This is a genomic window from Croceicoccus sp. YJ47 (assembly GCF_016745095.1).
In the GTDB taxonomy this organism is placed as follows: domain Bacteria; phylum Pseudomonadota; class Alphaproteobacteria; order Sphingomonadales; family Sphingomonadaceae; genus Croceicoccus.
In genome coordinates this window covers 827,250-851,546 of the sequence record NZ_CP067087.1, presented here as the reverse complement: position 1 = coordinate 851,546, position 24,297 = coordinate 827,250, and the positions used below count along the sequence as shown (strand labels likewise).

General features: G+C 61.3%; 22 protein-coding genes, 1 tRNA gene and 3 pseudogenes. 13 read left to right on the top strand and 13 right to left on the bottom strand.

All coding sequences use genetic code 11. The features are described 5' to 3' along the window. Positions 1-5: 5 nt before the first annotated feature. The 8 genes from JD971_RS04085 to JD971_RS04050 all read right to left on the bottom strand — a co-directional run bounded on the left by JD971_RS04085 (position 6) and on the right by JD971_RS04050 (position 10,527). Positions 6-3,038, bottom strand: coding sequence for a TonB-dependent receptor (locus JD971_RS04085; RefSeq protein ID WP_236672259.1), 3,033 nt, complete (start codon positions 3,036-3,038; stop codon positions 6-8). A gap of 55 nt (positions 3,039-3,093) precedes the next feature. Next, complete coding sequence (locus JD971_RS04080) at positions 3,094-3,528, bottom strand: hypothetical protein (protein WP_202086111.1); 435 nt, start codon at positions 3,526-3,528, stop codon at positions 3,094-3,096. 43 nt (positions 3,529-3,571) lie between these two features. After that, complete coding sequence (locus tag JD971_RS04075) at positions 3,572-5,722, bottom strand: FAD-dependent oxidoreductase (RefSeq protein WP_202086110.1); 2,151 nt, start codon at positions 5,720-5,722, stop codon at positions 3,572-3,574. After that, positions 5,722-7,185 carry a nitrate/nitrite transporter NrtS gene (gene nrtS, locus JD971_RS04070; RefSeq protein WP_202086109.1) on the bottom strand — a complete coding sequence of 488 codons (1,464 nt, stop codon included), beginning with the start codon at positions 7,183-7,185 and terminating at the stop codon, positions 5,722-5,724. The genes JD971_RS04075 and nrtS overlap by 1 nt, the downstream gene beginning before the upstream one ends. Beyond that, a complete protein-coding gene (locus JD971_RS04065) occupies positions 7,182-7,835 on the bottom strand; it encodes an NrsF family protein (protein ID WP_236672258.1) in 654 nt (217 codons plus the stop codon). Before JD971_RS04065 ends, nrtS begins: the two co-directional genes overlap by 4 nt. Next, entirely contained in the window at positions 7,832-8,335 is a 504-nt protein-coding gene (locus JD971_RS04060) for a sigma-70 family RNA polymerase sigma factor (RefSeq protein ID WP_371809711.1), read from the bottom strand. Before JD971_RS04060 ends, JD971_RS04065 begins: the two co-directional genes overlap by 4 nt. Before the next feature lie 17 nt (positions 8,336-8,352). Beyond that, entirely contained in the window at positions 8,353-8,862 is a 510-nt protein-coding gene (locus JD971_RS04055; RefSeq protein WP_371809710.1) for a DoxX family protein, read from the bottom strand. A gap of 369 nt (positions 8,863-9,231) precedes the next feature. Next, positions 9,232-10,527, bottom strand: coding sequence for an APC family permease (locus JD971_RS04050; RefSeq protein ID WP_202086107.1), 1,296 nt, complete (start codon positions 10,525-10,527; stop codon positions 9,232-9,234). 284 nt (positions 10,528-10,811) lie between these two features. Here JD971_RS04050 and JD971_RS04045 point away from each other — a divergent pair, with 284 nt between their 5' ends. From JD971_RS04045 to JD971_RS04010, 10 genes and pseudogenes are all read left to right on the top strand, one after another. After that, entirely contained in the window at positions 10,812-11,159 is a 348-nt protein-coding gene (locus JD971_RS04045) for a helix-turn-helix transcriptional regulator (protein ID WP_202087325.1), read from the top strand. Continuing rightward, complete coding sequence (locus tag JD971_RS04040; RefSeq protein ID WP_202086106.1) at positions 11,156-11,590, top strand: ArsI/CadI family heavy metal resistance metalloenzyme; 435 nt, start codon at positions 11,156-11,158, stop codon at positions 11,588-11,590. The genes JD971_RS04045 and JD971_RS04040 overlap by 4 nt, the downstream gene beginning before the upstream one ends. Beyond that, a complete protein-coding gene (locus JD971_RS04035) occupies positions 11,587-12,105 on the top strand; it encodes an arsenate reductase ArsC (RefSeq protein ID WP_202086105.1) in 519 nt (172 codons plus the stop codon). Before JD971_RS04040 ends, JD971_RS04035 begins: the two co-directional genes overlap by 4 nt. Next, a complete protein-coding gene (gene arsC / locus JD971_RS04030) occupies positions 12,102-12,530 on the top strand; it encodes an arsenate reductase (glutaredoxin) (protein ID WP_202086104.1) in 429 nt (142 codons plus the stop codon). Before JD971_RS04035 ends, arsC begins: the two co-directional genes overlap by 4 nt. Before the next feature lie 21 nt (positions 12,531-12,551). Beyond that, positions 12,552-13,622, top strand: coding sequence for an ACR3 family arsenite efflux transporter (arsB, locus tag JD971_RS04025; RefSeq protein ID WP_202086103.1), 1,071 nt, complete (start codon positions 12,552-12,554; stop codon positions 13,620-13,622). A 14-nt stretch (positions 13,623-13,636) separates the two neighbouring features. After that, positions 13,637-14,376, top strand: a pseudogene (arsH, locus tag JD971_RS04020) (arsenical resistance protein ArsH). 346 nt (positions 14,377-14,722) lie between these two features. Next, positions 14,723-15,361 (top strand): annotated as a pseudogene (locus tag JD971_RS17060) (IS1380 family transposase); the annotation flags it as partial. Next, positions 15,258-15,827, top strand: a pseudogene (locus tag JD971_RS17055) (hypothetical protein); the annotation flags it as partial. The pseudogenes JD971_RS17060 and JD971_RS17055, both read left to right, overlap by 104 nt. Positions 15,828-15,851: 24 nt before the next feature. After that, positions 15,852-16,088, top strand: a complete 237-nt coding sequence (locus JD971_RS17050; RefSeq protein ID WP_371809762.1) for a transposase — start codon at positions 15,852-15,854, stop codon at positions 16,086-16,088. Positions 16,089-16,367: 279 nt separating this feature from the next. Continuing rightward, positions 16,368-17,180: an IS5 family transposase gene (locus JD971_RS04010; protein ID WP_236672257.1), complete on the top strand. Its 813-nt coding sequence runs from the start codon at positions 16,368-16,370 to the stop codon at positions 17,178-17,180. Between the two features lie 589 nt (positions 17,181-17,769). Here JD971_RS04010 and JD971_RS04005 read toward each other — a convergent pair. Continuing rightward, a tRNA-Val gene (locus JD971_RS04005) sits at positions 17,770-17,844 on the bottom strand. Between the two features lie 143 nt (positions 17,845-17,987). On the opposite strand from JD971_RS04005, the gene JD971_RS04000 reads away from it, so the two are divergent. Next, positions 17,988-18,311, top strand: coding sequence for a DUF3297 family protein (locus JD971_RS04000; RefSeq protein WP_202086101.1), 324 nt, complete (start codon positions 17,988-17,990; stop codon positions 18,309-18,311). A gap of 76 nt (positions 18,312-18,387) precedes the next feature. Continuing rightward, positions 18,388-19,764, top strand: coding sequence for a ribosome biogenesis GTPase Der (der, locus tag JD971_RS03995; RefSeq protein WP_202086099.1), 1,377 nt, complete (start codon positions 18,388-18,390; stop codon positions 19,762-19,764). 62 nt (positions 19,765-19,826) lie between these two features. Here the strand turns inward: der and bfr are convergent, their stop codons facing one another. The 3 genes from bfr to JD971_RS03980 all read right to left on the bottom strand — a co-directional run bounded on the left by bfr (position 19,827) and on the right by JD971_RS03980 (position 21,987). Beyond that, a complete protein-coding gene (gene bfr / locus JD971_RS03990) occupies positions 19,827-20,345 on the bottom strand; it encodes a bacterioferritin (protein ID WP_202086097.1) in 519 nt (172 codons plus the stop codon). A gap of 117 nt (positions 20,346-20,462) precedes the next feature. Next, positions 20,463-20,633 (bottom strand): bacterioferritin-associated ferredoxin, encoded by a 171-nt coding sequence (locus tag JD971_RS03985; RefSeq protein ID WP_202086095.1) that lies wholly within the window; start codon positions 20,631-20,633, stop codon positions 20,463-20,465. Positions 20,634-20,709: 76 nt separating this feature from the next. Then, positions 20,710-21,987, bottom strand: coding sequence for a DUF418 domain-containing protein (locus JD971_RS03980; protein WP_202086093.1), 1,278 nt, complete (start codon positions 21,985-21,987; stop codon positions 20,710-20,712). A 133-nt stretch (positions 21,988-22,120) separates the two neighbouring features. Between JD971_RS03980 and JD971_RS03975 the strand changes: the two genes are divergently transcribed. Then, on the top strand, positions 22,121-23,368 hold the full coding sequence (locus JD971_RS03975) for a tetratricopeptide repeat protein (protein WP_202086091.1): 1,248 nt from the start codon (positions 22,121-22,123) through the stop codon (positions 23,366-23,368). A gap of 13 nt (positions 23,369-23,381) precedes the next feature. On the opposite strand, the gene JD971_RS03970 is transcribed toward JD971_RS03975, so the two are convergent. Beyond that, on the bottom strand, positions 23,382-24,284 hold the full coding sequence (locus JD971_RS03970; protein WP_202086089.1) for an acyl-CoA thioesterase II: 903 nt from the start codon (positions 24,282-24,284) through the stop codon (positions 23,382-23,384). Positions 24,285-24,297 lie beyond the last annotated feature (13 nt).

Sequence of the window (24,297 nt, the reverse complement as noted above, 5' to 3'; positions counted from 1 at the left end):
CACTTTCAGAACTTGTAGGCCAGGCCGAACTGGAACTGGCGGGGCGGACCGGCATTGCGCTGCACGAAGGATGCACCGCCGCCAAACTGCACCTGGTTCGAGGTGGTGGCGGCGTTTGCAAAGCCGGACTCGTTGTTGGCATTGAACAGGTTGAATACATCGGCACTTGCCTCGAGCCGCCCGCCAAGAACCGGCAATGCATAGCGTACGCCAAGATCGACAGTGGCCGACCACGGTAAACGCCCTGAATTCCTTTGCGCCCCGGGATAGCGATCCGAATTTCCGACAAAGTTCTCGCCGAAGCTTGCTCCGTCGCCGTTGAGGTCCTGCGTGCCGAAAATCCGCGCGTCGGGCACGAAGTTCACGGGCTGGCCGGACTGGAAGAGGCCCGCAAGGGTTAGGGTTAGACCGTCAGTCGGATAGAGAAAGCCCACTGCGGAAATGACGTGGCGCCGGTCGTTCGCGGACGGCCCCCATTCGGAAGCGAAGTCGTTGCCATCGGAAGCTCGAAAGTTGATGTCGTCGGTGTCGTTCTCGAGGCTGGACAGCGTGTAGGCGAGCCGGAAGCCGTAGAAATCATCACCCCTCGCCTTGTTTGCCTGCAGGATGAGCGCCGTGTATTCGGCCTCTCCGGAAGTCTCGGACACGGTGATCTGCCGCGCGCCGCCGGGCTGCAGCGAGACTGGCCGCGACGCATCGGCATCTGCCTGCGAACGCACCAGCCCCAGTTGCTGCGCAAGGGTGAGGCGCGAGGCATTGTCGGGCGCGGCTTGCAAGAGGGCGATATTGTCCGCTGTCAGATTGGCGAGATCGGTACTGAACGATGCTGGCGCATTGAGATCGCGTAGACGCACCAGATTGTGCGAACGGCTATAGACGAGGTCGGCGCCTAGGGTGATCGTGTCGGTCGCCTGGAACTGGTAGCCAGCGCTCAGCTGCACCGAATAGGGATTGTCGTAGCCTTCGGGACTGAGGATACGGGCTTCGTTTATCACGGACGTATCCCGCAATTGCAGTACCTCATCGGGCGCGGGGCATTGCGAGACCGTCGCGCAGTCAGGCGATACGGCAAGGTTGCCATCGAAGGTCACCTCGGCAAGGTCGGCTTGCGCAGGGAGCAGACCCAGCGACTGCAATTGCGCGAGCTGGTTCAGGAACCCCGGCGATCGCGTGTTGCGCTGGAGTGCGTCTGACACGACGGCGTAGGACAGTTTGCCGTAGAAGAGACCCGCACCGAACCGCAGGGTGGACCGCGCATCGGGACGGTAATTCAGGGCAAAGCGCGGCGCGATGTTATCGTAGTCGCCGCCGCTGCCGCCTTCTTCGGAGAGACTGTCGTAATCATACCGCAGGCCCAGCGTGGCTGTCAGCCGTGACGTAAGCTGCCACTCGTCCTCGACATAGAAGGCGAGCTGCGTCTGGTCAGTGCCGAAGCTCTGCGGGCGCAGCTCTACCGCGTAGTTGACGACCGCCGGATCGAGCGCGAGAACCGCGCTGGCACCGAGGTCAAGACCCGAACCGCCCTGAGCAAGTGCTCCAAGCTGCGCATCGGTGAGCCGTACGGTATAGTTTCCATCGGGATTTCCGCCGCCGAGCAGACCGATATTCGAATTGATCCCATCGACCCCCACGGTCAGCGTATGTTCGCCAATGGACCGCTGCACCCGGTGGCTCGTCTGCCACGTCTCCTCGAGACTGTCGAAAACGAAGCCGGGATGCCCAACCACGCCGGCGGACAGTCCGCTCGGGCCCTGAATCGTAACCTGCGGTCCAGCGCCAGAAATAGGCTTTCCGTAACCCCATCTAAAGCGACTATACTGGAGTGCCCCGTCGTAGCTCCACACATTGCCCGAAAAGGTCGCAGTCGCTGCAACCAGAGTCGAGAAGCGGTCTTGCCGCGACCCGGCCGAGGGAAAGGTAACATTCCCGCCCCCCAACGCGCCGCCTGGACGATCGACCGAAACACGACCGATATTGGCGCGCAGCGAAAGCGTCCAGTCATCGGTAAGCCTGTGGTCGATCCTGAAAGAGCCGAGATGAAATTCATTGTTTCCCGTGACGTTCTCGACGACGCCGAGCAGCGGGGCGTCGACTGTCTGCACGTTGCGATCGCGCGTAAATTCGTAATTGGCGTAGAAAAAAGTTTGGTCGCGTGCGATCGGGCCACCGAGGCTGGCACCGGCCTGATAGCGTTCGAAACTGTCTCCGACCGGATTGCCGGTCAGATCGCGCCTCGGGAAGGCAGATCGAGCGTCCAACGGCCGGCCCGGGCGGACCAGCCCGTAGATTTCGCCATGGAACTCGTTCGATCCCGATGGCGTGGTATAATTGACGATGCCATTCGCCGTGCGCCCGTATTCGACCGAATAGGAATTTGCGAGCACCGTGACTTCCCGCGTGAAACCAAGCGGCACCGGAAATTTGAGTCCGCCGAGAAAGTTCTCGTTATTATCGAGGCCATCGATCAGATAGTTGGTGTTCAGGCTGTTCGAGCCGTTAATGGAGATCGAAGGCGCCTCGGGAAAGAAGCCGGTCGAGGGAACCACGTTCGGGAGGCGCACCAACGCTCCAATGACATCGCGGCCCTCGATCGGGAGAGCCACAAGCTCCTTCTCGCCGAGGGAGGCCGCCACTTCCGCATTGACCGCATTCAAGCCGGTTACCGCTCGAAGGCCCGTCACGACGATCGTATTGTCAGCGCGATTGATGCGAAGCGTGACACTGCTTGTGAAATTTGCCCGCAACGCGACCTCGCGCGACGCTGCCCCGTCGCTTCCCTCGGCATCGCCCTTCACAACGACCCGGTAGCTTCCCGCTGTGGTGAGGCCTTCGATCCGGACCTGGCCGTTGGCATCGGTGAGGAGGATCCGGTCATATCCGATACTGCCGTTGACTATCCGGATTTCGGCATCGGGAACTGCCTCACCGCTCTCCGCATCGACGACCGCAATGGCGATCCCCGCCTGCTGGGCATGAGCGGGCGATGCAGTGCAGAGGGCGACCACGCAGGCCGCACCGCCCAGATGGAGAGCAGTCATTCGCATTGAGATGTTCCAGTCGGATCGCAGGTCGCAAAAGAAGGGCAAGGACGGGTCATTTTCCGGCCCGACGCGCCTCGAGTAAGCAATCGAGCGACCAGCGGTCCTCGTCACGCATGGCGACAAGAAGCAGGCTGGCGAAAGCGAGTGCGAGCGAGGGGAAGAAGAGGACATTGCTGGTCTCGGGCGTCAGCAGATAAAGGCCCAGCGGATCGAGCAGATATTTCCAGATGGTCAGCGCGCCGAACACCAGCACGACGGCCTGCGCGACAAGGGCAAACCGCCGGAACAGGCCAATGATGACGAGCATGCCGATAATCAGCAGTGCCGCGCCCCAGACGACCTGAATCACTTTAGCCGATCCCAGTCCGGAATAGTATTTCGCGCTCACCCCGGCGCCTTTTTCGGGTGCCGTCACGCGAATGAGTCCCCAGACAACGAGAAGCAGAGCGGTTGCGACACGCAGGCTTACCAGTGCGAATTGTTTCATCGGTATTCCTTTCAGATCATTTGGCTGGTGCCGAATGAGCTCACTAGCCGCGCCGCCAGCGATGATATCGCTCGACGATGGCAAGCAGCCTTTCGGGCACATGTTTCTTTTTCCATTCACCGGCAGCAAACTTGTTCGCCTCGGCAAGCGTGGGGTAGGTGTGGATCGTGCCGAGGATCTTATTGAGACCAAGGCCATGTTTCATTGCGAGCACATATTCGGCAAGCAGCTCGCCAGCGTGAGCCGAAACGATGGTAACTCCCAGGATCCGATCCTTGCCCGGAGGCGTCAGCACCTTGACGAAGCCGCCCGTCTCGCTTTCGGCGATTGCCCGGTCGAGGTCATCCATAGGGTAGATGGTTACCTCGTAGTCGATACCCTTCTCTTTCGCTTCCTTCTCGTTGAGACCGACCCGGGCGATTTCCGGATCGAGAAACGTCGTCCAAGGAATTACCCGGTAATCGGCCTTGAAGCGCCAGAGCTGCCCGAACAGGGCGTTGACGCTCGCGAACCAGGCCTGATGGGCGGCGGTGTGGGTAAACTGATAGGGGCCGGCCACGTCTCCGGCCGCGTAGATGTTGGGATAGAGCGTGGCGAGGTAATCATCGGTGACGACCGTCTTGTCAGTACCGATGCCCAGTTCTTCCAGCCCGTAGCCTGAAAGGCGGGCCTTGCGGCCAATCGCGACAATCAGGGCATCGAACCCGATGCGGCATTCGCCATCCTCGCTGCGCAGGATAGCGATCTTCTCACCTTGTTCGGTCTCGAACCCGATTGCCTCGTGACCGGTCAGAACGGTTGCACCCGACGCCTCGAGACTGGCTTTGGCGAGTTCGGACACATCGCCATCTTCACGGGCCAGTATCCGATCACCGCGCTCGACCTGCGTCACGGTCGCTCCGAGCCGCGCGAAAGCCTGAGACAACTCGCAGCCGATCGGTCCGCCGCCGAGCACGACAATGCGCCGGGGTATCTCTTCGAGCCGAGCGAACTCATCCCAAAGCGTATCGCTGGTAAGATAGCCCGTATCAGAAAGGCCGGGCAGGTCGGGCACGAATGGTTCGGCCCCTGCCGCTATGACGACCGCGCGCGTGGTAAGCCGATGCGTGCTGCCATTGCTGGCGGTTATTTCGACGGTCCAGGGATCGACTAGCCGGGCATAACCCTGCAACACATCCACACCGAGGCCGGTATAGCGCTCGACGCTGTCATGGGGCTCGATTTCGGCAATGATCCGGTGAATGCGGTCCATCACCGCGGAAAAACTGAACTGCGGCTCCACCGCTGAAAGGCCATACTCTTGCGCCTCACGCATATGGTGCGCGACCTTGGCACTCTTGATGAGCGCCTTGGAAGGGACGCAGCCGTAATTGAGACAGTCGCCGCCCATCTTTGAGGCTTCGACCAACGTTACCTTGGCCTTGACTGTCGCGGCGATGTAGGACGAGACGAGACCTGCGGAGCCTGCACCGAGAACTACGAGGTTACGGTCGAACGAGCGAGGTCTCTGCCACTTGCGATAGACTTGGCCGCGTTTGATCCAGCGCATGACGAACTTTCCAATCCACGGCAGCAAACCAAGCGCGGCAAAGGAAAGCAGCAATTCAGTTGTCGCGATATCGCGAACGTTCTCGATACCGGCGAGCTGGGTGCCGGCGTTGACGTACACGATGGTACCTAGCAGCATGCCGAGCTGGCTGACCCAAAAATAGGTCCAGATGCGGACGGGGGTCAGACCCATCACGAGATTGACGGCAAAGAAAGGGAACACCGGCACGAGCCGCAGCGAAAACAGGTAGAAGGCACCATCGCGTTCGACACCTGCATTGATGGCTTTGAGACGCTGCGCGAAGCGGGACTGAACCATGTCGCGAAACAGATATCGCGCTGCCAGAAACGCCAGAGTTGCACCGATTGTCGAGGCGAATGACACTACAATGGTGCCCACGACCAGGCCGAAGAGTGCACCTGCCAGAAGAGTCAGCAGCGCCGCTCCGGGAAATGACAAGGCGGTGAGCAAGACATAGCCAAGGAAGAAGGCGCCGAGGACAAGGACCGGGTGGTCCTCGTAAAAGTGTGCGATCGTGCTCTGATGCTGCTTGATCGCCTCTAGGCTCACATATTGTCCCAGATCGAAAACGAACCAAAAAAACAGCGCGAGGGAGAGGACCGTCAGGAGGACAAGGCGTTTCACTAGGTGGTTTCCTGATCGAGTGGGTCGGAGCGGCTTGTTGCTGTCGCCTTTGACCTGCGAGAAGGTGACGCGTTCTCCATCGCTTGGCGCGCGCGCGCACCGCTGAAGCTGGCTACGAGAAACGGCACAAAGTAATTGAGCGTGATGCGACCCCAGGAAACTGCCTCCCCGGAAAGCAACTCGTCGCCTTGGTTGATAGCGTTGAGGCAGGTGCCGACGACAAGCGACACCTGCAAGGCCGTGCGTAAAACAGATGGCGAGAGCATCGCACGTGCGAGCGTCGTTCGCCTCGATTCAGCAGGCCCGAGAAAAGCAAGACGTTGAAAATGTGTCACGAACCGGCGATCGATCCAGTCCTTGAAGTGCCACACCCACGAGCCCTGCGCCGACAGACTTCCCCACGACAGGATCGCATTCCGTTGACCGATCGAGAGTAGATATAGCGTCCGCTTTCGCGGACTATAGGATTGCAGCTTATCCCCCCGGACGAACGAACGCAGGTTTGCGGCAAGGATCGGGCCTGCCTTGACGGCATGGGCTCCAGAGCGCGCCAGTCTACGGTCGGCTCTCTCCGATACATCGCCTGCGGCAAAGACCCCGCGATGCGACCGGCTCTCCAGATCGGCTCCGATGGACACGCCTCCGTCGGGGCCGAGCGCCAGGCTGCTGCCGGCGAGCCAGCGAGGAGGGTTGCTCCCGGTCGCAGCAATCACCAGGTCGAACCTGGCGGAACCGCCATTGTGCACAAGCTGTCCGCCTTCTCCCACCGCGAGGTCGGCCAGCTGAATGTCCACGCCGCGTCCTTCAAGCGCCGCGCGCACACGTTTCCGGACGCCGGATGCGTGCCCGGCAAGCAGCCCATCCTGTCCGGTAATCAGAACAATCCGGGCGGGGACAGGGTTCTCTTGAAACCGAGACGCGACGGCGAATGCCAGTTCTGTTCCTGCCGCCCCCCCACCGACCACCGCAATCTGCGAAGGACCGGATTGTGCGACTGATCTCTCGAATTTCTCCCATCGCTCCATGAACCGATCAATCGGGCGAACCGGAAGCAAGGACTTGACGCCAGAGAAGGCCGAGAGCTCGAGATGTCCTCCGACCCCAAGCGAAAGTACATCGTATTCGAGGATCTTGCCCGAAGAGAGCGTGAGCAGTTTCGCATCGGCATCCAGTGCGGCAACCTCGTCCTCCATCACCAAAGTGCCAGTCGCCGCTGCCAGGGACCGGATGTCGATCTCGAGTTCGCTTCGGCGGTACAAGCGTTCGATCCACCCGGGCAGCATCCCGGAATACGTCATGCGGGACGAAGGCGTCACCAATATACGCTCGGTTCCCGTCAGGGGATCGCGCTGCCAATCTTTCAGGACGGCCAAATGCGAATGACCCCCGCCAGCGAGGATCACGCGCAAAGGCCGCGACGGGTCGGCTCCGGACCCGCGGCGCTTGGTGAGCTCGTCGATCACCAGCGAAGAAGAGGCGGGACGACCACTCGGCCGAGAAGCGCGCACGCCAGCACCGCGCCGGTATGCCAGATGCCGATATGGATTATGTCCGCGTGGGCGCAGCTGAGCGAAAAGCCAGCAATCCCGAAACATCCCGAAGCAATGCCCGTCAAGAGACCCGCTCTTTCCGGATTCGTTGGTGCGCCCTTCCGCTGCCACATGGTCAGCGCAGCGAAGGTAAGCAGGCCGAAAAGCGTCCCTGCCATCACGCAGCCCAACCCGTCGAGAGAGGAAGCCGCAACGAAATCGGTGCGCCAGCTGTCGAGAGAGCTCACCAAGGCAGCCAAGGGAAGGATGGCCAGCATCAACGCCGCCCATTTCCAACCGGAATGATCGGCTCCGACCCGCGGCTTGCTCTGCAGAACGACCGAGAGCGACGCTATCAATCCGAGAAGCAGAAACGAGCCCGTCGCGATGACATAGACCGGACTTTCTGCAAGCATCGCAAGATTCCAGCGCAGGCCAGTAATCAGGATTGCCGCTAAGAAGGTGATAAAGAGCGATGCCCCTGCGACGATCAGACCGCGCGTGACGCTGATGGGACGGACCGGCTGAAGATCTCCCACAAGCTCATCGATCAATGTATCGGACTTATACTGCGACATTGTCATTCACTTTCAATCGAAGCCGCGAGACGCTTTAGTCCGCGATGGATATTTACTTTCACGAGGGATTCGCTCTGGCCCGATGCGCTCGCCGCCTCGGAAATGGAAAGGCCCTCGATCTTGACTAGCTCGATGGCCTCCGCTTGCCCGGCGGGAAGGCGCGCGAGCAAGCGCTCCAGACTTATCCGGGCCGCGATGGCCGGCTCGTCGTTCCAGGCCGCGTGGTTCTCATCGAGGAGGGTTTCGGGTTTGCGATAGAGACTGCGTAACTGATCGACCCATCGGTACCGGGCAATGGCCGCCAACCAGGGTAGAAAGGCGCGCCTTGAATCATAAGTCGCGAGTTTCCGATGGAGCGAAAGCAATGTGTCCTGAATGAGGTCGTCCCGCAGTTGCTGCGGGACCTTACCCGCAAAATATGCGCCCAGCCAATTCCGGCATTCCACCAGCAGAGCGCGGTAGGCTTCGCGGTCTCCAGCCTGTGCCCTCGCCGTGAGGTTCGCCATCGTTCGTTCATCGGACCTCATTCGCTGCGGTCCTTCGCAAGGAGGTGATCGACCGAAAACATACCCCCGCCGCGGACAATGAGTACGAGCAACATGGCTGCCCATAGCATATGTGTGGTCCACCAGGCTTCCGGATAGACGAAAAGCTGGATCACCATGGTCATTCCCAGCAGCGCCAATGCCGAGACCCGCGTGGCGAGACCCACGATCAGTAGAATGGGAAAAACGTGTTCTGCGGCTGTCGCCGCTATTGCCGCGAACTCGCTTGGTAGGGGTACCCCGGCATACTCATTCTCGAACAGGAAGTAGGTTGTATCGCTGATCTGTAGTGCGCTGCCTTCCTCGATTTTAGTCCGCCCAGAGCGCCAGAATATACCGGCTACAGCTACGCGGAGGAACAAGAGTACTAGAGCCTCTATGGCCTTGCTCGACGCAGTCTTTACGACCGAATCATATATCGCCGTTGCCGCCATAGTGTCCCTATCTCCGCCTTGAAGCACGCCTATTCCCGGCAGTTCACCTGCCAAGGATCAACTCATGTTCGTTGGGAAAGCGGATTCGGTTACAAATTAGAATCTCGGTGCGAGCATTTTTGCCATGCCTTTGGCCTCGACCTTCCAGAAGCTCTCAAGTGTCGCACGCTAACCCTGCAATCCATGTTGCAGCGCCGTCCCTGTCGGTCGCTGCGTGCAAAAGGTAATTTAGTGAAACTTTGTCCCCGCCGACGGTAGCCCCGAAAACTAATTCCCGTATCCGCTTTGTGACAAGATCTCCCAGAAGCAGAATGTCTGGAACCGGCCCCGATAGAGCCATTCCGCGTTTGGGCGTCGCCGATATGTCCAGCATACTTCCCACAGTGGAAAACCGTCGCGGCGCCACCCGCGAGGTACCAAGTTCTAGCTCCACACGGGAGACAAGACCCGTCTCCAAAAGAGCCCGATAGCAATCACGCCCAATCCGGCTAGCCAGATTGGGACTGGAACCCAAAAAGCCAGAAAGAGACAAGCGCCGAGACCCGTGACAGTAATCCACCGTGGATAGAGGCGCTCTCTCGCCGGCAGTCGCAAAGCGGCGAGATTGGTGATGGCGTAGTATACCAAGACCGTAAATGCGCTGAATGCCCAAGCCGTTGTAATGCTGCCGAACGAGGCAATCACTGCAATCACGGCGCCCGTTGCGATAACAGCAACGGCGGGAGCAGCACCTGCTGCCGAAAGGCGGCCAAATGCGGGAGGCATGTCACCTTGCCTTCCCATCGCAAGAAACACTCGAGAGAGACCCAGAATGAGATTCAGCAGAACGCCGAGCATGGCCGTGATCGCTCCAACTGCGATCAGGCGGGCCAGCAGCTGGGCGTCCATCGCGCGAGCTGCATGTTCGAGGGGGGTTGTTTGCGCACCAGGCGCATTGGCGAAAGTATTGGCGCCAATACTGCTGATCGCGACAGCCGCGACGGAGACATAAAGGAAGGCAGTGAGTATTAGCGTTATGATAATGGCCCTCGGGATATTGCGTCTGGGCTCCATCACTTCCTCCCCCAAGGTCGCGATCCGCCCGTAGCCAGTGAAGGCAACGAACATCAAAGCGGTGGCATAGAAAAATGCCTCCAGCAGGCTCCCGTTGCTGCTCGTGAAGAAGGGCGAAAGATTTTCGTCAGCCTCGACCACCGCGGTTGGAATTCCAAGAACTACAAATGAGCCAAGGGCGAGCAGTGTGACGGAAACGATGGCAATATTCGCCCAGCTTGAGCGTTTTATCCCAGTGAGGACCAGCAGTGTGAACAATGCGATCGCAGCCAAGGCGACCCATGTCGTAAGCTCTAAGTTGCCGCCGACGAGCCGTAAAAGATAGCCCGCGAAGCCGAGAGCCGCGGTAGCCGCAGAAGCACTCTTGGCGCACAGGAACATCCAACCTGCGGTGAAGCCCAGCGAAGGATTCAAATATCGGTAGCCATATTCATAGGTGCCGCCACTGACAGCATGGCTGGCAGCAAGTTGGGCACTTGAAAGAGCGTTGCAGGTTGCGACGCCTGCGGCGAGAAAAATAGCGAGTATGACAGAGGGACCTGCAACGGCGGCTGCGATTCCAATGCCGACGAAAACACCTGTGCCCACCATGGAGCCGAGCCCCATCATCGTCGCGCCGCCAAGCCTGAGCTCACGCTGAAGTCGACGAGGTTCTGGGCGGTTCATTGCAGCGACGGTGGAGCGCTAGCGTTAGTTTTGCAACCTCACGAAGAACGTCTCTCAGGCTGAGAGGCAGCACCTTCTAAAAAGGAGATAGAAGCGGGCGATCGCCCGTCTGTGGGGGGCGGCGGAAGCGGTAAAGCGGGGAGCTAATTACGAACGCCAGGCCACCAAACCATAAGTTGAGCACCAAACCGCAATATACCGGGAAGTCACACCGAAAATTTCTATGATTATCGAAATATGGCTTGACCAAGCCTTCGCAGCCCTATATTTCGATTTTCATGGAAATGAAGTCACCCCAAGCCATCGAGGCTCTTGGAGCCCTTGCGCAAGAACATCGCCTCGCCGTGTTCCGATTGCTCGTCCAGGCAGGCGAAGATGGCCTGCCTGCAGGCGCAATCGCCGAAGCACTTAAGATCCCGAACTCTTCGCTTTCGTTTCACCTTACCCATCTCACGCGTGCGGAGCTTATTCAGCAACGCCGGGAAGGACGATCGCTGATCTATACTGCCGACTATAAGGCGATGAATGCCTTGGTCGGCTTTCTGATGGAGAATTGCTGCGGCGGCGAGGACTGCACCTCGTCAGAAGCCGGAGAATCCAAACCTATTCAATCGGAAAGGAAGTCTGCATGAAACGCTTACATGTGCACGTCGGCGTTGCCGATCTCGACCAGTCGATCGGCTTTTACTCAACTTTGCTCGGCGCAAAGCCCACCGTAATCAAGCCCGATTATGCCAAGTGGATGCTCGAGGACCCGCGCGTGAACTTCGCGATCTCGGAAGCCAATACGCACAAGGGCGTGGAGCATCTGGGCATCCAGGTGGATGAGGAGGCTGAGCTGGCCGAAGTCTATAGGAGGCTCAAGGCTGCGGACCGGCCCTTGGTAGAAGAGGGCTGCACGACCTGCTGTTACGCCAAATCGGAGAAAAGCTGGGTGTCTGATCCCGACGGGGTGTTGTGGGAGGCATTTCATACAACTGGAGGCTCAACGGTTTACGGAAATAGCGTCGATCTATCTGCTGTTGCCGAGAACGACTCCTGCTGTGGAGAGGCTGCTGCATGACTGCGGTCTACAAAGTCTTGTTTCTCTGCACCGGGAACTCGGCTCGCTCGATCCTCGGCGAAGCTGTGCTAAACCGGATTGGAGAAGGACGCTTTCGCGCTTATAGCGCCGGAAGTCAGCCGAAGTGTGACGTGCACCCGATGACGATCGAGGTTCTGAAAAGCTTCGGCTATCCGACCGAGGATCTGCGCTCAAAGAACTGGAACGAGTTTACCGGGCCGGACGCGCCTGAGTTCGATTTCATCTTCACCGTGTGCGACAGCGCCGCGGGCGAAAGCTGCCCGGTCTGGCCAGGAAAGCCGCTCACTGCTCATTGGGGTGTCGAAGATCCTGCTGCAGTCGAAGGTGAAGGACAGCGAAAGGCATTCGTCGACGCACTTGGCTATCTGAGGCGCCGGATCGAATTGTTCCTGATGCTCCCCCACGCCAGTATCGACGATATGGCCATGCGCGGAAAACTGGCAGCGATCGGGCGGGAAGAAGGCGCCAGTTCCAAAGCGAAAGAAGCTGAATGACCTCCGACATCGTAATCTATCACAACCCGGAATGCGGGACGTCTCGTAACGCGCTTGCCATGATCCGCAACGCGGGGATCGAGCCGCATGTCATCGAATATTTAAAGACGCCGCCTTCGCGCGCCATGCTGGAAAGCCTGATTGCGCGGGCTGGAATTTCGCCGCGGGAGCTGCTGCGAGAAAAGGGCACACCCCTTGCCAAGTTGGGTCTGAGCAATCCTGAGCTCTCCGATGATCGGCTGATCGACGCAATGATGGAGCATCCCATCCTCATCAACCGCCCGCTGGTGGTTTCGCCGCTTGGCGTGAAATTGTGCCGCCCGTCAGAAGAGGTGCTCGATCTCCTTCCGGCTGATCAACAAGCTGCATTCGCCAAGGAAGATGGTGAGCAGGTAGTGGACGCAGCAGGAAAGCGCGTGCGCTGAGCGAACAACAGGACACGCAAAATGACCCGGACCATTGCACAACCCGCGCCGGCGGCCTCGCCGCTCGGCACTTTCGAACGCTTCCTGTCATTATGGGTGCTGGGGGCCATCCTCGCCGGTCTGGCACTCGGCATGGTCGCACCGGGCGCCGTCGGCGTCATGGCCGATCTCGAGTACGCCTCGGTGAACCTGGTGGTCGCGGTTCTGATCTGGGCGATGATCTTTCCCATGATGGTCGGCGTCGATTTTTCGAGCATCAAGGACGTGGGTCGCAAGCCCAAGGGGCTGATCATCACGCTGGTCGTCAACTGGCTGATCAAGCCTTTCACCATGGCTGCGCTGGCAGTATTGTTCTTTGACTATCTCTATGCCGGGCTGATGTCGGAGGGCGACGCCGACCAATATATTGCCGGACTAATCATCCTTGGCGCAGCCCCTTGCACCGCCATGGTGTTCGTATGGTCGCAGCTGACCAAGGGCGATCCGGCCTACACGCTGGTGCAGGTGTCAGTGAACGATCTGATCATGATCGTCGCCTTCGCCCAGATCGTGGCGCTGCTGCTGGGCGTAACTGATATCGTGGTGCCTTGGGAGACGTTGCTGCTGTCGGTCGTGCTCTATGTCGTCATCCCGCTGGCGGCAGGTGCTATGACCCGGCGCCAGGTCATCGCTTCGCACGAGGGCGATGAAACCGCGGTCGATGCGTTTACGGCTTGGCTCAAGCCGTGGTCTATCATTGGCCTACTCGCCACCGTGGTTCTGCTGTTTGCGTTTCAGGCCGAAACCATCATTTCCAATCCGCTGCTGATTGTAATGATCGCCATACCGATCATCATCCAGTCCTATGGTATTTTCGCTGTCGCCTATGGTGCCGCAAAGGCGTGGAAGGTGCCGCACGATATCGCCGCCCCCTGCGCGATGATCGGTACTTCCAATTTCTTCGAACTTGCAGTTGCAGTCGCCATCGGCCTGTTCGGTCTGACTAGCGGAGCCGCGCTGGCGACCGTTGTCGGTGTGTTGGTCGAAGTGCCAGTGATGCTGTCGCTGGTGGCCTTCGCGAACCGCACACGCGGCCATTTCCCTACTTCGTGAAATCAAGTGAGTTTATGACCCGTCTCCGCACCCTGTCAGATCCCGCCTATCTTCCTGCACTGCGGCCGGAGTATATCCACCGCAGCCCTGCACTCGGGCTTGGCGAAATGGATCCCCCGCCGCGTATCCTCCTGCTATATGGCTCGCTTCGCGAACGCTCCTATTCGAGACTGGCATTAGAGGAAGCCGCGCGCCTGCTGCAGTTGTTCGGCTGCGAGACGCGCATATTCGACCCGTCCGACCTCCCATTGCCCGATCAGGTGAAGGACGATGATCATCCGGCGGTCCATGAACTGCGCGAGCACTCCCTATGGTCGGAAGGACAGGTGTGGTGCAGCCCCGAACGCCACGGTCAGATGACCGGGATCATGAAGGCGCAGATCGATCACCTCCCACTCGCTTACAAGGGGCTTCGGCCGACGCAGGGCGCACGCTTGCGGTGATGCAGGTCAGTGCCGGATCGCAGAGCTTCAACTCGATCAATACAATGCGAGTGCTGGGCCGCTGGATGCGCATGCTCACCATTCCGAACCAATCGTCGGTTGCGAAAGCCTACGAGGAATTCGACGAAGCAGGGCGGATGAAGCCCTCAAGCTATTACGACCGCATTGTCGACGTGATGGAGGAATTGGTTCGGTTCACGGTGCTGCTGCGTCCGCACGCCGCGCAACTGGTTGATCGCTATTCCGAGCGGAAAGACAAGGACCAGCCGGTAGATACTCACGCGGAGAAATCCGGATTGGTCGGCAAGTGATCGTACCCGCACTCCGGGTTAGTTCTGATTGGCCTACGGGCGATTCTAGGTCCGCTTAGGGCTACCTCTATCCGAAAGCAGACCGACCGCTAGCGGCCCCCTAACCGACATAGCCCTTGCTAATGATTTCGGAAGCTAGCTTCTTCGCCCGGAACGCCCGCGCGCAGCAAGCAGTATCTTATCGACGATCGCGCTGTTGGTAAGAAGTAGGAGCGTCGGACCTGCGCACGGAGGTCTAGCCCGTCTTATTCACGGGGTTGGCTACGAAGGGTTGGCGGGAGTGGCATAAGCCTCTGATCTGAATTAGGAACTGGGTGTCTACACCGGCCCTGCTGCAGGGCAGAAAATGCCACAGGCCACACCCGCCATGAACGACGATATCGCAAGCCCCTTCCGATTCCCAGCGGTCGACCGCAAGAAAGTCACAGCCGCGTTCGACGGTGGTCGGCTCACTTCGGACGGCGGCGTTCTGTTGCTGTCGCAGGCCGAGCGCGCGATGGGTATCTGCCAGCGGCTTGCGACTTGCATTGCCGATCCGCGCGATCCTGCGCGGGTGATCCATCGCCTCGACGACATCCTGCGTGCCCGCGTGTTCGCGATCGCCTGCGGCTATGAGGATGCCGACGATCTCGATGCCCTGCGCGACGATCCGGGCTTCCGCCTGGCCCTGGGCAAGCTGCCGGGATCGGGCGCGGGGCTGGCCAGCCAACCGACGATGAGCCGGTGGGAGAATGCACCGATCACGCGCGAGTTGGCGAAGATGCTGGCCGCGATGATCGACATCTACTGCGCCAGCTATCCGGCCCCGCCGGCGGCGGTGACGCTGGATATCGATGATACCTGCGATGTCGTCCATGGCTATCAGCAGTTGTCGTTCTGGAATGGTCATCATGGCGAGCGTTGCTTCCTGCCGATCCATGTCTACGACACCGCCACTGGTAGGCCGGTGGCGATGCTGCTGCGCACCGGCAAGACACCGTCTGGTGTTGAAGCTGCCGGTCACATCCGGCGCCTCGTGCGCCACATCCGCGGCAATGGCCCGAAACGCACATCACCATCCGCGGCGACGGGCACTATGGGCGGCCCGAGGTCATGGCCGTCTGCGAGGGTTGCGGCGTCGACTACGTGTTCGGCCTGCCGACCAACGCCGTGCTACGCGCCGATCCCGAAATCGTCGTTGCCGCCGATGCCTGTGCGGTCAAACGCGCTCAGCGCCAGTACCCGGTCCTGCGCACCTATGCCGAGACCCGCTACGGGGCCAAAAGCTGGAAGTGCCAGCGCCGCGTCGTCGCCCGGATCGAGGCCAGTACGATGGGCATGGACATCCGCTATGTCGTCACTTCGCTGACCGAAGGCTCGAGCACATCTATGATACGCTCTACTGCGCGCGCGGTCAGGCCGAAAACCTGATCAAGCTGCACAAGACCCAGCTGGCCAGCGATCGCACCTCGTGCCGCTCTCCCAACGCCAATCAGATGCGCCTCATCCTGCACACCGCCGCATACTGGCTCCTGTGGCGCATTCAGCAGGAAATCCCCAAGGCAGCCTCGCTCGCGACCGCCGAGTTCGCAACGTTGCGCCTCAGGCTGCTCAAGGTCGCTGCCCGCGTCATTGAGAGCGCCACTCGCATCCGTGTCGCCTTCGCGTCAGCCTGTCCCGATGCCTCCGTTTTGAAAGCCATCGCCACCAATCTCAGGCCTGCACCTACTTAGGCGGTGCGGCTGTGCCGCCGAACTCCGAGCTCCATTCCATCAACCTCGAAAAGCCCATTGATCCTGACGCGGTGAAAAATGCCGTCGAAGACGCTCGCCCGGACTACGCCGCCAACGTCAGATCAAGGCCCATCCACTTCGCTGCTGCGGCCTCATGAATAAACCGGGCTAGAATCATGACGCTCTCCGTACGCGAAGATCTCATCCCCTTTATCGCTTTTCGAAGGCAACGCGGCCGCGCTAGGCTTCGTGGACAAAGCTTGACCTGAGACTGAGCGCTTGATTCAAGGCTACCTTTTGGAGGCAGCGTTGGGCGAGCGGATCGGTGTAGCGGATGAGGAGTGGGCGCTGATCGGGCCGCTGCTGCCTGCTGAGCGCGGCCGTGGCTGCCGCCCTGCACAGGATAATCGCCGCTATTTCGAGGGCATGATGTGGATTGCCCGGACCGGTGCGCAATGGCGGCATTTGCCGGACGAGTATGGCAAGTGGAACAGCGTCTTCAGGCGGTATCGACGATGGGTCACGACCGGCGTGTTCGATGCCATGCTCGAGACGCTGGCCGAACTGGCAGGGCGCGATATCGCTGCCGACATGATCGATAGCACCGTGGTCCGGGCACATCATTGTGCAGTCGGCATAAAAAGGGGACTCAGCAAACCGAGGCTCTACCGATCGCGCGGAGGCTTCACCACCAAGCTGCACGCCAGATGCGACGCGAGGGGCCTCCCGCTCGGCTTCGTGCTGACGCCCGGCCAGACGCATGATGTGCAGGGCTTTGGGCCCCTGTTCCGAATGATCGGCGAGCGGGTCGAGGCATTCCTGGCCGATCGCGGCTACGATGCCGACGCCATCCGCGAGCAAATCGCGGCCGCTGGCGTTGAAGCGGTGATCCCGGCCAAGAGCAATCGCCGCAATCCGGTCCCGCATGACCCGACTAAATACCGCTGGCGCAACCTGGTCGAGCGCCTGTTCAACAAACTGAAGAACTGGCGCAGGGTCGCCACCCGCTACGACAAAACCAAGGAATCCTATCTCGGCTTCGTCGCTCTCGCTTCAATCAAGCTCTGGATACCCTTTGTCCACGAAGCCTAGAGACGCGAACAGGTGAATCCGCGCAATATCTATCGAGGACCTTGATGAGCGCAGCTTCGGAAAAGCTAATTCCGGTTATGAGGACTGACGGCAAACCTCCCTGTAGAGGCGATCCTTCTAGCCGAACTGTTCCACCGTTTAGGGCGGCATGAATTTTTTCTGTTGCTACAATCCTTTCCCAATCTTGGGTCGGAATCTGAGCATCGCGCACTACCTTGGTCGGACCCCCAACGGGTCTTATTTCTCGCACGAGAGCATAGGTTTTGATCAGACCAGCCGCGGCGAAATCGGCTAACAAATCATCAGCTTTTTCGAGATTTCTGGACTTAACGAGCTCAATGGCCTTGGCCGGAAGGACTGGTTGATGGGCTGACATGCTTTCTCTCGAATTTGACGGGGCATCTTTGTCAGCCAAACGTGAAAATGCGGTAACCCTCTGGTTCGCTGCGGCTATGCAGGTCGATCGAGTTGGCGATTGCTTGAAGACTCATCGCGCCGAGATCCCCGCCGATGTTCGCGGACGTCCACCCAAGTTTTTCATGTTTTTTTCATGGAAACGCGGACCGTCTTTTCTAAGTCATTGAAAAGATGGTGGGCGCGGCAAGGATTGAACTTGCGACCCCACCCGTGTGAAGGGTGTGCTCTACCACTGAGCTACGCGCCCGTCGCGGCTTCGGGCCGGATATCATCCGACGGTGCCGTCAACGTGTCGCGCGCCTTTGCCAGACCGAACCGCGATTGACAAGCCGTGTCGGTGAAAAGCGCATTTCGTTGACATGCACCGCCGCGCGATTACATGCGCGCTGCATGACCGATGACAACAGCACGCCCGAAACCGAAGCCCCCGAAACCGAAGCCAATGCGGAAAAGCTGCCGCCCGACCACGTGGCGATCAATCCGCGCAGCGAATTTTTCGACGCGGACCGCCTGCGTCGCGGGATCGCGATCCGATTCAAGGGCACGCAGCGCCGCGATATCGAGGAATATTGCATCTCCGAAGGCTGGGTCCGGGTGCAGGCCGGCAAGACGATGGATCGCAAGGGTAACCCGCTGACCATCAAGCTGAACGGCCCGGTCGAGGCATGGTACGAGGATCTCGGCGACGACGCTCCGGTCGCGAAAAAGGGCTGAGCGCCGCAGCCTGCGCAATCGCCTTTGAATCCGCAATTCGCTTGCGCTCGCGGCGCAGGCGGGCCAACTGACGCGCATGCTTCCCGAAGTCGTCATCATCGGCCGCCCCAACGTGGGCAAATCCACGCTTTTCAATCGTCTCGTGGGCAAGAAACTCGCGCTGGTCGATGACCAGCCCGGCGTGACCCGCGACCGGCGATTTGGCGAGGCGGATCTTCTCGGCCTGAAATTCACCATCGTCGACACCGCCGGGTGGGAGGACGATGACCCCCATTCGCTTCCCGGCCGCATGCGCAAGCAGACGGAGGCGGCGCTTGCGGGCGCGACGCTGGCGCTCTTCGTGTTCGATTCGCGCGCGGGGCTGACCCCGCTGGACGAGGAAATCGCCCGCTGGCTGCGCGGGGCGGATGTGCCGGTGGTCGTCGTCGCCAACAAGGCCGAGGGCAAGGCCGGCGATTCGGGCATTTTCGACGCCTATTCGCTGGGCCTTGGCGATCCGGTCGCATTGTCCGCCGAACATGGCGAGGGCGTCGCCGATCTGTTCGAGGTTCTGCTGCCGCATCTCGACCCGCTGCAACCCGAAGAGGCGCCGCCGCTGGACGAGGGGGAGGACAGGCCGCTCGGCCCGTTGCAGCTCGCCATCGTCGGGCGCCCCAATGCGGGCAAATCCACGCTGATCAACCGGCTGCTACAGGAAGATCGCCTGCTCACCGGACCGGAGGCGGGGATCACGCGCGATTCGATCGCGGTCGACTGGCAATGGCTGGACCCGAAATCGGGCGAGACGATGCCGATCAAGCTGATCGACACGGCAGGCATGCGCAAGCGTGCGCGCGTGACGGAAAAGCTGGAGCGGATGGCCGTTGCCGATGCGAAACACGCGGTGGACTTTGCCGAGGTGGTCGTGCTGCTCCTCGACGCGACACAGGGGCTGGAGCATCAGGATCTCAAGATCGCGAGCCATGTGATCGAGGAAGGCCGCGCCCTGATGGTGGCCATCAACAAATGGGACATTGCCGAGGATCCGTCGGGCCTGTTCAATGGCATCCGCGCCGCGCTCGACGAAGGGTTGGCGCAGGCGCGCGGCATTCCGCTCATCGCGGTGTCGGCGCGCACGGGGAAGGGGACCGATGCCATGCTGTCCGCCGCCCATGAATTGCGCGACATCTGGAACCGGCGCGTGCCGACCGCGGCGCTCAACCGCTGGTTCGACGATGCGCTGGCGCAAAATCCGCCGCCCGCGCCCGGCGGCAAGCGGATCAAGCTGCGCTATATCACGCAGGTTCGCACGCGCCCGCCGGGCTTCGTGCTGTTCGGGACGCGGCTGGATCAGCTGCCCGAAAGTTACCGGCGCTATCTCGTCAACGGATTGCGGCGGGAGCTGGGCTTTGGCTCGGTCCCGGTGCGGCTTACCTTGCGCAGCCCGAAGAATCCCTATCACACCAAGGAATGACGCAGGCGTGATGCCGCGGCTGGCGGGCGCCGCGTTCGGCCCCGCCAGCGCAACATGCGGTCTCAGCCGAGGTCGCGCCCCGAGAAATTGCCGCTGTCCTTCTCGCTTCCGATCGGCGCGGATTGCAGCTGCACGTAGTTTTGCAGGCCCATGCGCGCGATCATCTCGAACTGCGTTTCGAGGTGGTCGACATGCTCTTCCTCGTTCTCGAGGATGCGGACGAGCAATTCGCGGCTGACGAAATCGCTGACCTTCTCGCAATGCTCGATCGCTTCGCGCAGGAGAGGGATGGCCTCCTCCTCCATGGCGAGGTCGGCCTTGAGGATTTCCTCGACCGTTTCGCCGACCTTCAACCGGCCGATATTCTGAAAATTGGGCAGTCCGTCGAGCATGAAGATGCGGTCGGCAAGCCAGTCGGCATGCTTCATTTCGTCGATGGATTCGTGGCGTTCATATTCCGCCAGTTTCGCCATGCCCCAATGGTCGAACATGCGGTAATGCAACCAGTACTGGTTGATGGCGGTCAATTCGTTGAACAAGGCCTTGTTCAGATATTCGATGACCTTGGTGTCACCCTTCATGGCGCGTCCTTTGTTGCATCAGGCAGGCCAGGGTGATGGCGCCCACCGCCCCGTCGCGCAAGCCGTATCGGGCAGTTTTTCCGGATGCGGCGCCGAAACCGCGCGCATCCATCCCGATCAGGCGGCGCAACGCTCCGCATCGAGAATGTCGGTCGCATCGTCGAGGCATTGGCGGCACTGCGGCGCGCAGCCGAGCGACCGGTAAACCGCCTCCGCATCGCCGGGGCAATGGCGGGCGGCGGTGCGAATCTGGCTTTCGCGGATGGCATTACAGATGCAGACAATCATCGGAGCGAGGACCTTTCCGTGCTGTTCGAAAAGGATGGTAATGCGAATCTCTTGCAAGAGCAAGCACTATTGATAATCAGTCGCGTTTACGCCGCGATGCTCCGAGTAGCGCCAGCCTGCGCCATAGCAGTTCGAGCGGGCCAGACCCGAATCGCCGCAACCACGGCGCCGACCATGTCAGCATCGCAACCCCCATCGCGCCGGCGAACACCATCAGCCCCCCATGGCCGAAATCGCGCTCGATCAGGCCCAGTCCCCAGCCGTGGAAGACGAATGTCATGACAAGGCTGGTCGCGATATAGTTGGTAAAGGCCATGCGCCCCGCCGCGGCAAAGCGCCGCCCCAGCGCCGTTTCCATCCACGCCGGCGCATAGCGGACCACGATGGCGAGATAGCCGAGCGCCATCGCCATGCGTCCGGGCAGACCGGTATAATAGAACAGCCACGGGGTCGCCGCGCGCGAGAACCCGACATGGAAGAGCCAGGCCAGCGACAATGCCGCCCATACCAGCCCGAGCAGGCACCCGGCCCACCCGATCCGCGCCAGTTCGGAGCGCGACACCGCCCCTGTAAAAAACCCGCCCTTGGCCAGCCCCATGCCGAGAAGCATGAGCGGAAGCGTCTCGAACACCGAGATTTTCAGCGATAGCAGCGGATAGAACGGATCGCTTGTCAGCCGATGCCCGATCTGCGCCGCCATGCCGCTGGAAAACAGCGCGCGATCGGCGGCGCTCTCGATCGAAAGCCCGTCGGTATAATCGGAGAGCGAGGCGATCTGTTCGGCGCTGGCATGGCCGTGTGCCGCCGCGTCGATGGCGATCATGATCGGGCCGACCCCCCACGTGCAATAGGCACCGAAGATCAGCGTGCTGAGCAGTCCCGCCACGATCAGCCGCAACGCCGACAGCCGCAGAAACGCCAGCGCACAGGTCCCCGCCACCGCGTAGAGGAACAATATGTCCCCCCGCCACAACACCAGGTAATGCAGATAGCCGAACACCGCGAGCCAGCCCAGCCGCCGCAGTTGCGGGGCCATTGCCGCCCCGTCACCGGCATCGCCGCCGGGCGAACGACGCGCCGCGAAAAAAACGATCCCCGCGCCGAACAGCAGGGTAAAGAGGGCGCGCATCTTCCCTTCGAAAAAAAGCGCGGCGACCGAAAAGCTGAGGAAATCGGCGACGCGCGCTTCGCCGTTCCAGTCGGGATTGCCGACCGCCGCGAAAGGCCCGGCAAAGCCCTCCATATTGATGACGACGATGCCCAGCACGGCGATCCCGCGCGCAAGATCGAGCGCATCGATCCGGAGGCAGAGGCGGCCGTTTCGGGCGGGACGGCGCCCGGACGGGTGGTGCACGGCGAAGCGGGAATGTCTGCCATGAGGCCCGCACTGCATGCTGCGCACGGATTTTCAAAGCCCTTAACCGAATATTAGCGATAGGCCGCGAGACTGCGGCAAGCCAGTCACCCGCCTGCACGAGGATGCTTTCATGATCGACCCGTTCGCCCGCACTCGAAACGGCGCGCGAAAACTCGGCCTCGCGGTGCTGGGGTCCGCCGTGCTGGCGGGGTGTTCGTCATTCTATCCCGCATCGCAAAGCACCGAAAGCCAGGTCGCCTCCGCCCTCGCCGCGGGGCAGAGCGACGCGGCGATCGCCCTTGCGGAGGGGGCGGTGCTGGCCCGGCCGGACGATGCGGCGACGCGTGCAATGCTGGGGCGTGCCTATCTCGACGCCGGACGGCTGGTGTCCGCGCGCGAGGCATTGGGCGATGCGGTCACGCTCGGCGACGGGTCGGCGCGCACGGCATTAATGCTGGCCCTGGCGCAGATCGGAACGGGATATCCGCGCATTGCCGTCGCCACGATCGAGGCGCAGGGCACGGCCATTCCGGCGAGCGAACGGGGGCTGGCGCTCGCGCTCGCCGGGGAAACGGCGCGCGGGGTGCAGATCCTGACCGATGCGATCCGCGCTGGGGACAATAGCGTGCGGGCGCGGCAGAACCTCGCCTATGCGTTCGCGCTCGACGGACGCTGGCGCGACGCGCGGATCATGGCGGCGCAGGATGTGCCGGCGGACCGGCTCGATCAGCGCATCACCCATTGGGCGATGACGGCGCGCCCCGATCTTTCGGCGCAGCGGATTGCCGGGCTTCTGGGCACCACCCTTGCAGAGAACGATCGCGGGCAACCGATGCAACTCGCTCTCAAACAACCGCAGGCGCCGGCCTTCGCGAATGCGCCTGCGCCGAATGCCATTGCGCTCAACGCTGACGGCGCGGCGGATATGCCGCGTCTCGAGGCGCCGGCGATCGCGACGGCTCCCATGGCGGCCCTGCCTGCGCCGATCGGGCTTTCCGCCGCGCCGAATGTGGAGGCCAAAGCTGCGCCGCGCTCTGCAGCCGTGGTGTCCGTTCGTGCGCCCGCCGCCCTGCCGCAGGCCGGCGCGGGGGGAAGCCATGTCGCGCAGCTCGGCTCGTTCCTTTCCATGGCTGACGCCCGCGCCGGATGGGCGGTGTTCCAGTCGCGCTATGCCAATTTGCGGGGTGTCATGCCTGCCATCGGGACCGCGCGCGTGGCGGGGCGCACCTATTACCGGGTGGGTGCCGCCGGTTTCGACGCGCAGGACGCGGCCCGCATGTGCCAGGCGGTGAAGGCCGGCGGCCACGGATGTTTGCCCATCGCGCGCGAACGACTCGGCACGCCGCTGCGTCCCACGCGTATGGCGAGCGCGCGATAATGGCCCGCGGCGGCTAGGCGCTCTTGACGGATATCGGGCGGATCAGGCCTTCCTGCGTGGTGGAGGCGATCAGCCGGCCATCGCGGGTATAGAACGCGCCCCGCGTGAAGCCGCGCGCATTCGCAGCCCATGGCGAATCGAAGCTGTAGAGCACCCATTCATCCATCCGCGCATCGCCGTGGAACCATATCGCATGATCGAGGCTCGCCGCTTTGATCTTGCGATTGTTGAACACCATGTCATGCGGCAGCAACGCGGCCGAGAGCAGGCCGTAATCGCTGTAGAGCGCGAGCACGTTGCGATGGACCGCCGGGTCGTCGGGAAGGGGGGCCAGCGTGCGCAACCAGATATAGCCATCCTTCGGATCGGCATCTTGGGAAAAACGCACCGGCGGTACGCGCGCCTCGAACCCGCGGCTTTTGTGAAACAAGGCGATGGCTCCGCGTTCCGGCCCGGCCAGCTTGCGGACGAGCGCGGCTTCATCGGGCAAATCTTCGGGCATTTTCACGTCCGGCATCGGGAATTGATGCTCAAGCCCGCTCTCCGGCTTCTGAAAGCTGGCCGTCAGGTTCAGGATCGGTTGCCCCTTCTGCGCGGCGATCACCCGGCGGTTCGAAAAGCTTCCCCCGTCGAAATCGCGCTCCACCATGAGGTCGATGGGATGGTCCTCGTCTCCGCCACGCAGGAAATAGGCGTGCAGCGAGTGGGCGGTGCGCCCTTCGGGGGCCGTCATCTGCGCGGCGGCGATCGCCTGGCCGATGACTTGCCCGCCGAATATGCGTCCGCGTCCGCCCGGCTTGCGGGGGCCGACGAAACGGTCCTCGCCCACCTGTTCCGGGGAGAGCAGCGCGATCAGGCCAGCGACGCTTTCGTCAGGCGTGATATCGTCGTCGAGCGGGTTGAGCGGTTCGGTCATGACCTATCCTCTG